Origin of the sequence: Pantoea sp. AG702 (assembly GCF_003182295.1) — a bacterium.
GTDB classification, from domain to species: domain Bacteria; phylum Pseudomonadota; class Gammaproteobacteria; order Enterobacterales; family Enterobacteriaceae; genus Pantoea; species Pantoea ananatis.
Genome location: NZ_QGTU01000002.1, coordinates 603,347 through 617,679 on the forward strand (window position 1 = coordinate 603,347; position 14,333 = coordinate 617,679).

The window sequence follows — 14,333 nt, forward strand, 5'->3', positions numbered from 1 at the left end:
ACTAGCCTAATGGGATAGGCTCAGCGTCTGACCCGCCGGAAATCCAATAAGAGGTCATGATGAGTACAGAGATTAAAACTCAGGTCGTGGTACTTGGGGCAGGTCCTGCAGGTTACTCTGCAGCTTTTCGTTGCGCTGACTTAGGTCTGGAAACCGTACTGGTTGAGCGCTACAGCACCCTCGGCGGTGTCTGTCTTAACGTAGGCTGTATCCCGTCTAAAGCGCTACTGCACGTTGCCAAAGTGATTGAAGAAGCGAAAGCGCTGGAAGAACACGGCATTGTGTTTGGTCAGCCGCAAACGGATATCAACAAAATCCGCAGCTGGAAAGAGAAGGTGATTAACCAGCTGACTGGCGGTCTGTCAGGCATGGCAAAAGGTCGTAAAGTCAAGGTTGTTAACGGCCTGGGCAAATTTACCGGTGCGAATACGCTGGTGGTTGAAGGTGAAGGTGGTGCAACCACCATTAACTTCGACAACGCCATTATCGCTGCGGGCTCACGCCCAATCGAGCTGCCGTTCATTCCTCATGAAGATCCTCGCGTGTGGGATTCAACCGATGCGCTGGAACTGAAAGAAGTGCCTAAACGTCTGCTGGTCATGGGCGGCGGTATTATCGGTCTGGAAATGGCGACGGTTTACCATGCGCTGGGTTCAGAGATCGACGTGGTTGAAATGTTCGACCAGGTTATCCCGGCTGCCGATAAAGACGTGGTGAAAGTCTTCACCAAACGTATCAGCAAGAAATTCAACCTGATGCTGGAAACTAAGGTGACCGCCGTTGAAGCAAAAGACGACGGTATCTATGTTTCAATGGAAGGTAAAAAAGCGCCAGGCGAAGCCCAGCGTTATGATGCGGTTCTGGTGGCAATTGGTCGCGTGCCAAACGGTAAGGGCATGGATGCAGATAAAGCCGGCGTTGAGGTTGACGACCGTGGCTTTATCCGCGTTGACAAACAAATGCGCACCAACGTGCCGCACATCTACGCTATCGGCGATATCGTCGGGCAGCCGATGCTGGCGCATAAAGGCGTGCATGAAGGCCACGTTGCGGCAGAAGTCATTTCAGGTCTGAAGCACTACTTCGATCCGAAAGTGATTCCGTCCATTGCCTATACTGAACCAGAAGTTGCCTGGGTAGGTCTGACCGAGAAAGAAGCGAAAGAGAAAGGCATCAGCTACGAAACTGCCACATTCCCGTGGGCTGCATCCGGCCGTGCTATTGCTTCTGACTGCGCAGACGGTATCACCAAACTGATTTTCGACAAAGAAACCCATCGCGTTATCGGTGGCGCCATCGTTGGTACTAACGGCGGTGAGCTGCTGGGCGAAATTGGTCTGGCCATTGAAATGGGCTGTGATGCAGAAGACATCGCATTGACCATCCATGCGCACCCGACCCTGCATGAGTCAGTAGGCCTGGCCGCTGAAATCTTTGAAGGCAGCATCACCGATCTGCCTAACGCGAAAGCGAAAAAGAAATAAGTTTCAGAACTGAAATAGCGGCCCCTTATGGGGCCGTTTTTTTATGGCTTAGATTCAATCGGATAATGAAAGGAATAAAAGAAAGGGCGCCTGTGCTAACACGTTTACACGGGCAAAAATGGCGTAGTCAATCCCGCCATTAACGCATTTTTTACTGTCTGGTTTCGTTATTCAAGACAGCCGAAAGTTCAGTACTCATTATTCTGAGGCGAAGTTCACATAATGAACGTCAATTTGATAAACGTAATCCTAAGAGCATTGACCCGCTGATAACAAGCGAACCGGATTTCGACTTGATGGTGGCACCTCTCTTGATTTTTATCGTGAGAGGGGTTAGGGCTTGCAGTGTTGAGGTATCAGGGTTTCCCCGCTCGCACGCGTTAAAATTATTGTGAGCGGTTCCTGCCTCTTTCCACCTCAGATTCTCACGTCAGGCAGAATGATTCAGGTACCCAACCGCAGTCTGCGCATGTATTATTTCAGAGTCTCTTTACATTTTATTGGATTATTTAGTGAACCATTAATAAGATCGTCAGAGGTTAATACGTCCTGATTAAAAAGGTTTTATATTTACTTTTTGGCGCCTTTTTAATTTTTTTAACGCGAGATCGCGTTGTTATTCAATTTTTATGATTGCCTGCTTCGTTATTATTAAGGCGTAGCCAGTCAATAAAGTGCCGCAACGGCGCAGAGACATAACGCCTGCCAGGATAATACAGCCAGAAGCCATCTGCATGTTGGGTAAAGCCACTGAGCAGTTCAACGAGTGCGCCGCGCTGCAGATGGGCGCTAACCACGGCTTCCTGTAAGAAGGCGATCCCTGCCCCTGAAAGGGCGGCCTGCAAAATCCGCTCGTTGTTATCCAGCACCAGCGGGCCACTGACCGCGATCTCCTGCCTTTGCCCCGCGTGCCAGAATTCCCAGCGATAGCGTCGGCCACTGGGGAAGCGGCGTTCGATGCAGGGAAATGCAAGCAGTTCATCCGGCGTTTGTGGTGCGCCATGACGTTCGATTAAGGCCGGGCTTGCGACAACCAGAGTGCGCATTGCCGGGCCAAAGGGCAGGGCAATCATATCCTGTGCCAGCACATCGCCATAGCGAATGCCTGCATCAAAACCCGCTTCCAGAATATCGACCAGCGCATCATTACTGTCAATTTCCAGCGTGATTTCCGGATAGCGCTGGATAAACGGCAGAATCAAGCTTTCAAAGAACAGTGTTTCAGCAGAACGCGGCATATTGAGTTTCAGCTTGCCGTGTGGACGCGCCCGCCAGTCATTAAGTTCATCCACGGCCTGAGAGAGTTCGACCAGCGCGGGTTGAATACGCTGGAGAAAATGCGCGCCCGCTTCGGTCAGGGAAACGTTGCGAGTGGTGCGGTTAAGCAGCCTCACGCCGAGCCGCTGCTCGAAATGGCGCATAGCATGGCTGAGTGCCGAGGGCGTGACGTTACGCGCCTGCGCGGCTTTGCGAAAGCTACGATGGTGCGCAATCGCACAAAACATTTCCAGTTCCTGAAGCGTTGCCCGGGATAACGTCATTGATGAGTTTTTCTCACTGAATTAGAAAATTAAGCACAATTGTTGTTGAGATTGATGAGGATTATAACAATAACACCGCAATAATGAGGAAGATGTCATGCAACAACGTCAATTAGGTAATCAGGGTTTACAGGTATCGGCACTCGGGCTGGGCTGCATGGGCATGACCTTCGCCTATGGCAACACGGATGAGTCGCAGGCATTGAATACGCTCTCCCGCGCATTTGAACTGGGCATTAATTTTCTGGATACCGCTGAGATCTACGGGCCCTTCACAAACGAAGCGCTGATTGCAAAAGCCCTTAAAGGCCGCCGTGATAGCGTGACCGTTGCGACGAAATTTGGTTTCAGCATTAGCGGTGCCGGTCAGGGCTGGGAGAACATGACCGGTGTGAACAGTCAGCCACAGCATATTCGCGAGGCAGTAGAAGGATCTTTGACGCGTCTCGGCACCGATCATATTGACCTGCTTTATCAACATCGTTTCGATCCCGCGGTGCCGATCGAAGACGTGGTGGGCACGATGGCAGATTTAATTAATGAGGGAAAAGTGCGCTACCTCGGCCTGTCGGAAGTGTCTGCCGCCACGCTGCGCCGTGCCTGTGCCGTACATCCGATTTCGGCCTTACAAAGCGAGTACTCACTGTGGACTCGCGATCCCGAGCAGGGCATTCTTGCTACCTGCCGCGAACTTAACGTCGGTTTTGTGCCTTACAGCCCTCTGGGCCGCGGTTTTCTGACCGGTAAGCTGGCAGCGGTGACCGACCTTGATCCGCATGATTTCCGCCGTGGCTTGCCGCGTTTCCAGCAGCAGTCACAGCAACATAACCAAAAGTTAGTGGATCAACTGATGGAGATGGCGCGGGGTTATGGTATTTCTGCGGCTCAACTGGCACTGGCGTGGGTTTTAGCGAAGGGTGAGGATATCGTGCCTATTCCGGGAGCAAGCAAAGTCCACCATCTGGAAGAAAACTGTGCCGCCGTGTCAGTTGCGCTGAAAAAGGTCGACATCGACATGCTGGATACTGTGTTTGCCCCGGAAAACATTCGCGGTGAGCGCTACGCCAATGCAGAATACGGTATGATCGACCGCTAAACGTAATCGGGTATGACTGTGTTAGCAGGCGGGGCTTTACGCCCTGCTTTTTTTCCGTTTACACCGGATTAGTTAGCGCATTCTGCTACAGAAAACCCTAATGTTGCTTTTTTGTAAACAGATTAACAAGGCGGTTAAATCCTGCTATGCTGCCCCACGCGGAACCGGGCACCTTACCCTACTCATGGAATGCGTTGTCATCAGGGTGCACCGGAAACCCATACAATGAGAGCGAGGAGAACGTCGTGCTAGAAGAATACCGTAAGCACGTTGCCGAGCGTGCTGCCCAAGGGATCGTACCTAAGCCATTAGATGCTTCCCAAATGGCCGCGCTGGTTGAACTGCTAAAAAATCCACCTGCGGGTGAAGAAGAATTTTTGACCGATTTGTTGGTCAACCGCGTACCACCCGGCGTCGATGAAGCGGCGTATGTTAAAGCAGGTTTCCTGGCTGCTGTCGCCAAAGGCGAAACAACCTCTCCTCTGGTATCTCCTGAAAAAGCTGTTGAACTGCTCGGTACCATGCAGGGCGGCTACAACATCCATCCTCTGATTGAAGCATTAGATGATGCGAAACTCGCACCGATTGCGGCAAAAGCGCTTTCCCACACGTTGCTGATGTTTGACAGCTTTTACGACGTTGAAGAAAAAGCCAAAGCAGGCAATCCACACGCGAAGCAGGTGATGCAGTCGTGGGCGGATGCCGAATGGTATCTGTCACGTCCTGAGCTGGCTGAAAAAATTACCGTTACGGTTTTCAAAGTCACGGGTGAAACCAACACCGATGACCTGTCTCCGGCACCGGATGCCTGGTCACGTCCTGATATCCCACTGCATGCCCTGGCGATGCTGAAAAATGCCCGTGAAGGCATTGAGCCGGATGAGTCAGGCAACATCGGTCCGATCAAACAGATCGAAGCACTGCAGGCTAAAGGTTTCCCGCTGGCCTATGTGGGCGACGTTGTGGGCACAGGTTCATCCCGTAAATCGGCCACCAACTCGGTGCTGTGGTTTATGGGCGATGACATCCCTAACGTGCCGAATAAAAAAGGCGGTGGTGTTGTTCTGGGCGGCAAGATTGCGCCTATCTTCTTCAACACCATGGAAGATGCCGGCGCGCTGCCGATCGAAGTGGATGTGAACGACCTGAATATGGGTGATGTCATTGATATCTATCCTTTTAAAGGCGAAGTGCGCAATCACGAAACCGGCGATCTGCTGGCCAGTTTTGAACTGAAAACCGACGTGCTGATTGATGAAGTGCGTGCCGGTGGCCGTATTCCACTGATCATCGGTCGTGGCCTGACCAGCAAAGCGCGTGAATCCCTGGGGCTGCCTGTCAGCACCGTGTTCCGTATCGCGAAAGACGTGGCGGAAAGCTCACGTGGCTACTCACTGGCGCAGAAAATGGTTGGCCGCGCCTGTGGCGTTGACGGCGTCCGTCCGGGTGCCTATTGCGAACCGAAAATGACCTCGGTGGGCTCGCAGGATACCACCGGTCCTATGACCCGCGACGAGCTGAAAGACCTGGCATGTCTGGGCTTCTCTGCCGATCTGGTGATGCAGTCATTCTGTCACACGGCGGCTTATCCTAAGCCAGTCGATGTGAACACGCACCACACGCTGCCAGACTTCATCATGAACCGTGGCGGCGTTTCCTTGCGTCCTGGGGATGGGGTAATTCACTCCTGGCTGAACCGTATGCTGCTGCCGGATACCGTCGGCACCGGTGGCGATTCCCACACCCGCTTCCCAATCGGTATTTCCTTCCCGGCAGGTTCGGGTCTGGTTGCCTTTGCGGCAGCGACCGGCGTTATGCCACTGGATATGCCGGAATCGGTACTGGTACGTTTTAAAGGTAAAATGCAGCCCGGCATTACGCTGCGCGATCTGGTTCACGCCATTCCGCTGTATGCGATTAAGCAGGGCCTGTTAACCGTTGAGAAGAAAGGCAAGAAGAACATCTTCTCCGGTCGCATCCTTGAAATTGAAGGTCTGCCCGATCTGAAAGTGGAGCAGGCGTTCGAACTGACCGATGCGTCTGCTGAGCGTTCTGCTGCAGGCTGTACCATCAAGCTGGATCAGGCGCCGATCAAAGAGTATCTGACATCTAACATTGTCCTGCTGAAATGGATGATCTCAGAAGGCTACGGCGATCGTCGTACGCTTGAGCGCCGTATCGAAGGCATGGAGAAATGGCTGGCGGATCCACAGCTGCTCGAAGCCGACGCCGATGCAGAATATGCTGCGGTGATTGACATCGATCTGGCGGAGATCAAAGAGCCGATTCTGTGCGCGCCAAACGATCCCGACGATGCGCGTCTGCTGTCAGATGTGCAGGGCGAGAAGATTGATGAAGTCTTTATCGGTTCGTGCATGACCAACATCGGTCACTTCCGCGCGGCAGGTAAGTTGCTGGACAGCCACAAAGGCCAGCTGCCAACCCGTTTGTGGGTCGCACCACCGACCAAAATGGATGCGGCTCAGCTGACGGAAGAAGGCTACTACAGCGTGTTCGGTAAGAGCGGTGCGCGTATTGAGATCCCGGGTTGTTCACTGTGCATGGGTAACCAGGCACGTGTCGCCGATGGCGCAACGGTCGTTTCGACCTCAACCCGTAACTTCCCGAACCGTTTGGGTACAGGGGCTAACGTCTACCTGGCTTCTGCGGAGCTGGCGGCGGTCTCATCACTGTTAGGTAAGCTGCCAACGCCAGATGAGTATCAGCAGTTTATGGCGCAGGTGGATAAAACGGCTAGCGATACCTATCGCTATCTCAACTTTGACCAGTTGAGCCAGTACACTGAAAAAGCGGATGGCGTGATTTTCCAGACCGCCGTCTGATTGCTGATCGTTGGTCCATTTAAGAGGGACGCTCTGGCGTTCCTCTTTTTTTATGCCTGAAAAGTGTCCTGAAGGAAGCCGGATGTGTGCGCTAAGCAGGTGCATGGTAATGAAAATAGCGGTATAACAGCGCGAGTGACTGATAGAGAGATAAGATCATGGAGTATGAATTTCTACGTGACATCACGGGCAAAGTGAAAGTTCGTATGTCGATGGGACATGAAGCACTGGGCCACTGGTTTAATGAAGAGGTCGAGCACGATGCCAGCGTGCTGGATGAGGTAGAAGCGGAAGCCCATAAATTAAAAGGAAGTGAACGTCAGTGGCAACGTATCGGGCGGGAATACACGCTGTGGATGGATGACGAAGAGGTGATTGTCCGCGCGAATACGCTGAATTTTGAAGGCGATGAAATGGAAGAGGGCATGAATTATTACGATGAAGAAAGCTTGTGCTTCTGCGGTATGGAAGATTTTCTGGCGGTTATTGCTGCCTGGCGGCGCTTCATGCAAAACAGATAATACCGGTGAGTATTGCAGGCCCTGTGGTTCCCCTCCGTATTGATTGATTATGCTCAACTAACCGCGCGCTATTCTGCGATTCATGCCGCAATTTTCCTCTTAATGATTTAATATCATCATGGTGATTATAATTAATCATAATGGTGATAATATGGATATTAAAGCAACAGTTGAAAAAATCCCGGGCGGTATGATGGTTGTCCCGCTGGTTTTAGGGGCCATCGTGAATACGCTCGCGCCCGAAGCCTTACAGGTGGGCGGCTTTACCACCGCGCTTTTTAAAGAAGGTGCACCTGCTCTGATTGGGGCATTTTTGTTTTGTATGGGCGCAGGGATATATATCAAAGCGGCACCCAAAGCCTTGTTGATAGGCGGTGGCGTCACGGCAAGCAAGTTTCTTATTGCTGTGGCCGTGGGCTTTGCTGTGGATACCTTTTTTGGCGCGGAGGGGCTGTGGGGACTGACGTCGGTCGCCGTCATTTCGGCCATGAGCAATACGAATGGCGGCCTTTATGCTGCGCTCGCGGGGGAGTTTGGCCAGGACAATGAAGTCGGCGCGACCCCCGTGATCTCCCTTAACGATGGTCCGGTACTCACCATGATTGCCCTGGGCGCGGCAGGGATGGCAAATATTCCTGTCATGTCGGTGGTGGTGGTGATCGTCCCCATGCTGCTGGGCATGTTGCTCGGTAATCTCGATCCAAAAATGCGCGATTTTTTGTCTCAGGGCGGCCCGATACTGATTCCCTTCTTTGCCTTTGCGTTGGGCGCCAGCATTGATTTTGCCATGCTGCTCAAAGGCGGGCTGGCTGGCATTGTTCTGGGGGGCTTAACCACGCTCGTCGGCGGCTTCTTTAATATAAAAGTCGATCGCTTGTTAGGTGGCAGCGGAATTGCCGGCGCGGCGGCATCCAGCACGGCGGGCAATGCTGTCGCCACGCCTGTTGCTATTGCTCACGCCGATCCCGCCCTGGCGGACGTCGTTGCGTCGGCCACGCCGCTGGTCGCGACGTCCGTCATTGTTACCGCAATTTTAACGCCCATGCTGACCTCATGGGTGGCAAAGAGTAATCAGCAGCGATCGCTGTCATCCACGGAGAAGTTATGATGAAAATGCTTGTCATCGCCGACGATTTTACGGGCGCAAACGATACCGGTGTCCAGTTGGCCAAAAAGGGCGCACGCACCGAAGTGATGCTGACGCCACAGCAGAAACCCTCGCGGCGGACTGACGTACTCGTCATCAACACGGATAGCCGGGCGCTTAGCGCAGAGCAGGCGAGCATTGCCGTTACTCAGGCGCTTTCTGCCTGGCTGGGCACGACGCAAAATAACGTACTGATTTATAAAAAAATCGACTCGACCTTGCGGGGGAACCCCGGGGCAGAGATTGCCGCGGCTATGGCGGCAAGTGGTGCCACGCTGGCGATCGTTGCCGCGGCCATACCTTCGGCAGGCCGCATCACGCGCCAGGGTGAGTGCCTGGTGCACCAGCGTCCGTTACTGGAGACAGAGTTTGCCAGCGATCCTCGCACCCCGATTATTTCGTCGCGGATCAGTACGCTTATCGGCTTACAGACTCATCTGCCGGTGAGTGAAATGTCGCTGGACGTGGTAAGAGGCGGTGAGCTACGTGCCCGGCTTGAAAGTCTGGCCCGGCAGGGAGTGGGCATCGTGGTCATGGATGCCGAAAATGATAACGATCTGACGCTAATTGCCCAGGCCGCCCTGGCCATGACCCATCCCCCTTTATTGGTCGGTGCGGCGGGGCTGGCGAATGCACTTCCGGCTGAAAGTTACATGACTATGCATCAAACTCTGCCGGTACTGGTGGTGGCAGGCTCAATGAGTGAAATGACCCGACGTCAGGTTGAGCAGGCGCAGCGCTCAGGACGCGTTGACGTTGTCAGAATTGCGGTACAAACCCTTCTGGGGCCTAAAGATGAGTGCGAGCATATCGTGGCCCAGGCGTGCGAGATTCTGATGCAGAACAGGCACTGTGTTCTTCAGACCAGCAGCAGCGTTGACGATCGTAATCAGATTGATGCTCTGACCGCGCACTACGAACTGAGTCGTGAAGCCTTAGGTGAAAAGCTGAGTCAGCGGCTGGGAGAGATCACGTTGGCGATTCTCGATCGTGCTCGTACCGGCGGCCTGTTTCTCACCGGTGGGGACATCGCTATTGCGGTGGCTAACGCATTGGGCGCTGAAGGTTATCGTATTCAGAGCGAAGTCGCTCCCTGTATCCCCTGCGGTACCTTCGTGAACAGTGAAATTGATGACCTGCCGGTTATTACCAAGGCGGGGGGATTTGGCACAGACAGTACGCTATGCGAAGCCCTGCACTACATAGAAGAGTTGTATCTCCAACCCTAAGCCCGGGCCTGTACATCGGCGACGTTGCAGTCGATGTGCAGGTTAAAATCGATTTCAGAGAGCACAAGGTAGGGCTGATTTGTATTAAGAGCACGGGGCACAGGGCAATATTTAACGCCGCGCGCGATGTTCTGTTTTATTAAAATATAACCTTTCACCAAAAAGATGAGGAGATGACAGGCGGTTTTGACATGAGTGATAACATTTAATTGGTTAATAATGCGATGGCGCTAAGTCAAATTAACGTTGCACTTTATTCCTTCAACGCAATGTTGTAAGCATTTTCATTCTCATCTCTTTTAAAAGTCTTTGATTTTAATCTCTTTTATTTCGGTGGGTTAATTCACGCTCCGCTGAAGCTGCATAGTGATAGATAAGCATCTCTGCGATTTTTTGAAGTGGCTTAAAATTAAAAAGGTAACGCAGTGGAAATTTCAGCAACTGCGTTAATAATCAACTGGACATTAATGCGTTTATATTGGCGTCACTCATTTTTGGGTGCGTTAACAGGCTTTTCATTAAATTTACATGCCTGATTATTAATGTTTTTGCCATTAGTCTCAGTTAATTAATGGAATTTATTTATTTTTTTCCACTCGCGGAGAAATTATGCTCAGCAACACATCTATCAGAACACGACTCTATATTGCATTTGGCGCGATTACGCTGGTCATGATTGTCGTTTGTGGCCTGTTTTATGCCGGGTTTGGCCGGGTAACACAAGCCAGCCAGCTTAATATTCATACTTATCAGGTTGTTGAAGGATTAAACAAGGCCACCGAAAACCTGCTTAATATGGAGACGGGGGTGCGTGGTTTTGCGCTCAACGGCAAACCGCAGATGCTGGTCCCGTTTAATGAAGGAAAACAGGCATTCAGTCGATATATAGAGAGTACGCATCAGCTGACCCAGGATAATCCGGAACAGCAGAAACGTTTAGTTGATTTGGAAAACAGACAAAAGGCCTGGCTGGAAACCTATGCCCAAAAGGTGATCGATGCGCGCGAACGCCTGAATCAGGGCTCGCTGGATCAGCAGCGCTTTTTTGAGCTCTTTGCCTCGGGTGAAGGGAAAGTTCAAATGGATGCGATGCGCTCTGTCATTGAGTCAATGATTGCCACTGAAAAATCGTTGCTGCAGGCCCGTGCAGACGAGTTAATCACTGAGCGTACAAAGACCAGAATGACGTTAACAGGCGGGCTGGTGCTTTCGACAGCCATCTCATTGGTGCTGGGACTGCTTATTTCCCGTAGCATTTCCCGTCCTCTGACGCTGGCGGTGAATACGGCTGATACCATCGCCCGGGGCGACCTGACCTCCGTGATTACCGTGGATCGAAAGGATGAGACCGGCAAGCTGCTTGCGGCGCTGGCCAATATGCAAAATCATCTGCGGACACTGGTTTCTCAGATCAAAGACTCCGCTGCGTCGGTTGAACTGGCAGCCAGCGAAATCGCACAGGGAAATACAGAGCTCTCTTCCCGCACGGAGGAGCAGGCTGCCGCGTTGCAGCAGACGGCAGCCAGTATGGAGCAGATTACCGCTACCGTGCGCAACAACACTTCCGTCGCAGAATCCACCGCCTCTTCGGCTCGCGAGACGGAATCGCTGACCCGCGCCAGTGAAAAAGCCGTCAATGAAATGAGTCAGACCATGCACAGCATTTCGGTGAGTGCGGCCAAGGTCAAAGAGATTACGGCGGTCATTCAGAGCATCGCGTTTCAGACGAACATTCTGGCGCTGAATGCCGCCGTTGAAGCAGCAAGAGCAGGTGAACATGGTCGCGGTTTTGCCGTGGTGGCGAGCGAAGTCCGGACTCTGGCTCAACGCAGCGCCTCGTCGTCACGAGAAATCGGCACCCTGATTGAAGAAGCCGTCAGTGGCGTCGAGAAAGGCGTAAAAGCGGCAGATAATACGGCACACAGTATTCTTAAAGCCGCGAGCGAGGTCGCCTCGCTGGCACAATATATGGATGGGCTGGCTCTGGCATCGGTAGAACAAATGCAGGGCGTTTCGCAGGTCAGCGTGGCTGTGACCCAAATGGACAGCGTAACGCAGAGCAACGCGGCGTTGGTCGAACAGTCCGCTTCTGCATCCCAGTCGTTAACGGAACAGGCAAGGAGCCTGAGAGTATTAACGGCCGCGTTTCAGATCTGATGCCCATCGGCCAGCCAGGGTAAATCATGCCTGGCTGGCTGTGCCGGATGGCTTAACGGGTCAGAAAGTTTTCCAGTTCGTGACTTTTATTGCCCGCTTTATCAAATTGCGCCGCGTAGTAATCGCAATTATGTTTCTTATGGCGTGAAAGCGCCGCCATTTTCCGGATTTCCTTTATCCCTTTTCCTTTCAGCCCACAGGCCAGCCGCTCAAGTGCACGGGCGTTTTCAAACTGATCGAACGCGCGGGGATAGATCAGTTGGGGAACGCCATTCTTGAGTAACTGCGCGGTGGTGCCAATACCGCCATGATGAATGGCAAATAAGCACGTTTCGACAAGGGCAATATTCAGTTGAGGTACGGTCATCACGTCATCGTTCACCGACAAGGCGGTTGCTGTTGGCGTAACAAGTACGCATTTTAACCCCTCAGCTTTTAAGTCCTGCAATATCTGGCTAACGGACTTTTTCTCAGCCAGTGCCCAACTGGTAAAAAATACCACCGTCCGGGAGTCAATAAAGGCGGTAATCTGTTCGTCATCCGTTGATGCACGGCTTTTATTAAGCATAAAACCAGCGTAAAACCCGTTATGCGCTTTTTTCTGATAGAACCAGGGTTCATATAACACGATCGAACGCTGTCCACCGCTCACCCAGTCAGCATAAATATTTCGACAGGCGGGCAGGTGATTGTCGCGGCGTAATTTGTCCAGCGTATCCTGAAGTGCGGGTGACACCAGTGCGCGTTGAAATAAGGCCAGTTTCCAGTTCAGATTCACTCGCAGGCCTTTTTCCAGCGCGTTAATCACGCGCCCGGGCTGCAATTTTAAATTTGAATTGGTCAGGCTGATTGCATATTTCTTAATCTGGTATTTGTCACTTACCGCTTTTGCAGCGAAGCACCATAAAGAATGAATGATAATGCAGTCATCATCCACAAGGGCGCTCATGGCATTGAACATGGCTTCCTGCTGTTCCGCCATATAGTGTGAGATACGTTTCAGAGAGTGCTTTTTTTCCCACAGCGAACGGTCCTGTACCGCGTTGACGTACGTTTCTTTATCGCCCACCGCAACAAAGGAAAGTCCGCGAGAAACGGCTTCTGACCTGAAGTAATCGTTAGCGAGCAAATAAACATCATGATTTTTTTCTTTCAGAAGCGATCCAATTTCAATACAGGGAAAGACATCGCCAGCTGAGCCGAGTGCGCCAATGATCACTTTCATTTCAGACACCAATCTGGTTAAAAATGGTGTTAAAGGCGGCAGCCGTACGCTCCCGGCTAACTTTTCCTTCCAGATCTAAAAAGTGTCCCGCATCTCTGATCTGATAAAAGCAGGTTTTGTCCGACTCGCCGCAAATCTCTTCAATGTTTTTCTGCGGCGTATGAATATCCAGATCGCCATTGATAAAGTGAAACTGACATGCCGAATTATCGATAATACTTTTGTAGTCATGATTGCGAATATTAGCGATTTGCTCAAGGTGGAAGCGCCCCTGGCGGTACTCAATTTCATCCAGCGTGGTGAGGTGTCTGAAATTGCAGAATTTCATTTTGTTCGGCAAATAGGCGCCGACTTCTTCGTTCATCAAATGCGCAAGATCGACAAATTTTTTCTCTTTTGAGTACAGATTTGCCTGTTTAACGTAGGTGCGCATTCGATCGTTAAATTCGAAAGAGTAAGACGCAATAATGGCGTGTTCCAGGCCATCTTCGCCGTTATTTAACAGCTTCAGCGTCGATGCGCCGCCCCACGAAGCAGAGGCAATAATGTTAGGCTTATAGATTGAAATAATTTCCCGAATGATCGCCACTTCATCATCCAGCGTAACGATATTACAGTCCTGCTCATTGTAGGGTTTCGATTTGCCGGAAAAAGGCAGATCGAACGTAATCACATCTGATTTATCCGCCAGAAACCGCTTCCAGTTCCGAAAGGAAGACGAGGTCGCCAGCGCGCCATTTATCAGGATGGTCCTGTTACGTGTGGGCACGCTGCATTTCACTAATTCCACATAAACGTTAAGTTTGTTTATGTTTATAACAGAGTATGCGTGACTCATATCACTCTCCTTACCAACGATTACCCGCGAAAAGTAAATTTTTTTAATGTATATCACAGGGTGATGTGATCATTAAGTTATTTTTATGTTTTATTGGTTTTTTTAATGGGATTCTTTTTATGCCTATGATAGTTAAGGTTTTTAATGAGGTTTTAGATGACTAATCTTAAATGGCTTACTTTTAATCAAAAATTAAGCTTATGTTTTCTTGCGATATAATGTGATCTTCCTCATGGAAAAAGCATTGGTTAG

General features: G+C 51.3%; 10 protein-coding genes. 7 read left to right on the plus strand and 3 right to left on the minus strand.

Annotated elements, in window-relative coordinates:
• Nucleotides 1–59: 59 nt before the first annotated feature.
• The gene (gene lpdA / locus DFO57_RS09105; protein WP_014606575.1) at nt 60–1,484 is read left to right on the plus strand and encodes a dihydrolipoyl dehydrogenase; all 1,425 of its coding nucleotides are present in this window, start codon (nt 60–62) and stop codon (nt 1,482–1,484) included.
• Nucleotides 1,485–2,104: 620 nt separating this feature from the next.
• Here lpdA and DFO57_RS09110 read toward each other — a convergent pair.
• The gene (locus DFO57_RS09110; protein ID WP_072136427.1) at nt 2,105–3,025 is read right to left on the minus strand and encodes a LysR family transcriptional regulator; all 921 of its coding nucleotides are present in this window, start codon (nt 3,023–3,025) and stop codon (nt 2,105–2,107) included.
• 97 nt (nt 3,026–3,122) lie between these two features.
• On the opposite strand from DFO57_RS09110, the gene DFO57_RS09115 reads away from it, so the two are divergent.
• The 6 genes from DFO57_RS09115 (at nt 3,123) to DFO57_RS09140 (ending at nt 12,018) form a co-directional block, all read left to right on the plus strand.
• Entirely contained in the window at nt 3,123–4,121 is a 999-nt protein-coding gene (locus DFO57_RS09115) for an aldo/keto reductase (protein WP_110015288.1), read from the plus strand.
• Between the two features lie 245 nt (nt 4,122–4,366).
• Entirely contained in the window at nt 4,367–6,964 is a 2,598-nt protein-coding gene (acnB, locus tag DFO57_RS09120) for a bifunctional aconitate hydratase 2/2-methylisocitrate dehydratase (RefSeq protein ID WP_085980279.1), read from the plus strand.
• Nucleotides 6,965–7,122: 158 nt separating this feature from the next.
• Complete coding sequence (gene yacL / locus DFO57_RS09125) at nt 7,123–7,485, plus strand: protein YacL (protein WP_013024643.1); 363 nt, start codon at nt 7,123–7,125, stop codon at nt 7,483–7,485.
• A gap of 151 nt (nt 7,486–7,636) precedes the next feature.
• Nucleotides 7,637–8,593, plus strand: a complete 957-nt coding sequence (locus tag DFO57_RS09130) for a 2-keto-3-deoxygluconate permease (protein ID WP_146206685.1) — start codon at nt 7,637–7,639, stop codon at nt 8,591–8,593.
• Nucleotides 8,593–9,861, plus strand: coding sequence for a four-carbon acid sugar kinase family protein (locus tag DFO57_RS09135; RefSeq protein ID WP_199226575.1), 1,269 nt, complete (start codon nt 8,593–8,595; stop codon nt 9,859–9,861). The genes DFO57_RS09130 and DFO57_RS09135 overlap by 1 nt, the downstream gene beginning before the upstream one ends.
• 609 nt (nt 9,862–10,470) lie before the next feature.
• Nucleotides 10,471–12,018 (plus strand): methyl-accepting chemotaxis protein, encoded by a 1,548-nt coding sequence (locus tag DFO57_RS09140; protein WP_014606568.1) that lies wholly within the window; start codon nt 10,471–10,473, stop codon nt 12,016–12,018.
• A gap of 52 nt (nt 12,019–12,070) precedes the next feature.
• On the opposite strand, the gene DFO57_RS09145 is transcribed toward DFO57_RS09140, so the two are convergent.
• Together DFO57_RS09145 and DFO57_RS09150 are read right to left on the minus strand one after the other, a co-directional pair.
• Complete coding sequence (locus DFO57_RS09145; protein ID WP_022622250.1) at nt 12,071–13,243, minus strand: nucleotide disphospho-sugar-binding domain-containing protein; 1,173 nt, start codon at nt 13,241–13,243, stop codon at nt 12,071–12,073.
• A 1-nt stretch (nt 13,244) separates the two neighbouring features.
• A complete protein-coding gene (locus DFO57_RS09150) occupies nt 13,245–14,012 on the minus strand; it encodes an alpha/beta fold hydrolase (protein WP_227008665.1) in 768 nt (255 codons plus the stop codon).
• Nucleotides 14,013–14,333 lie beyond the last annotated feature (321 nt).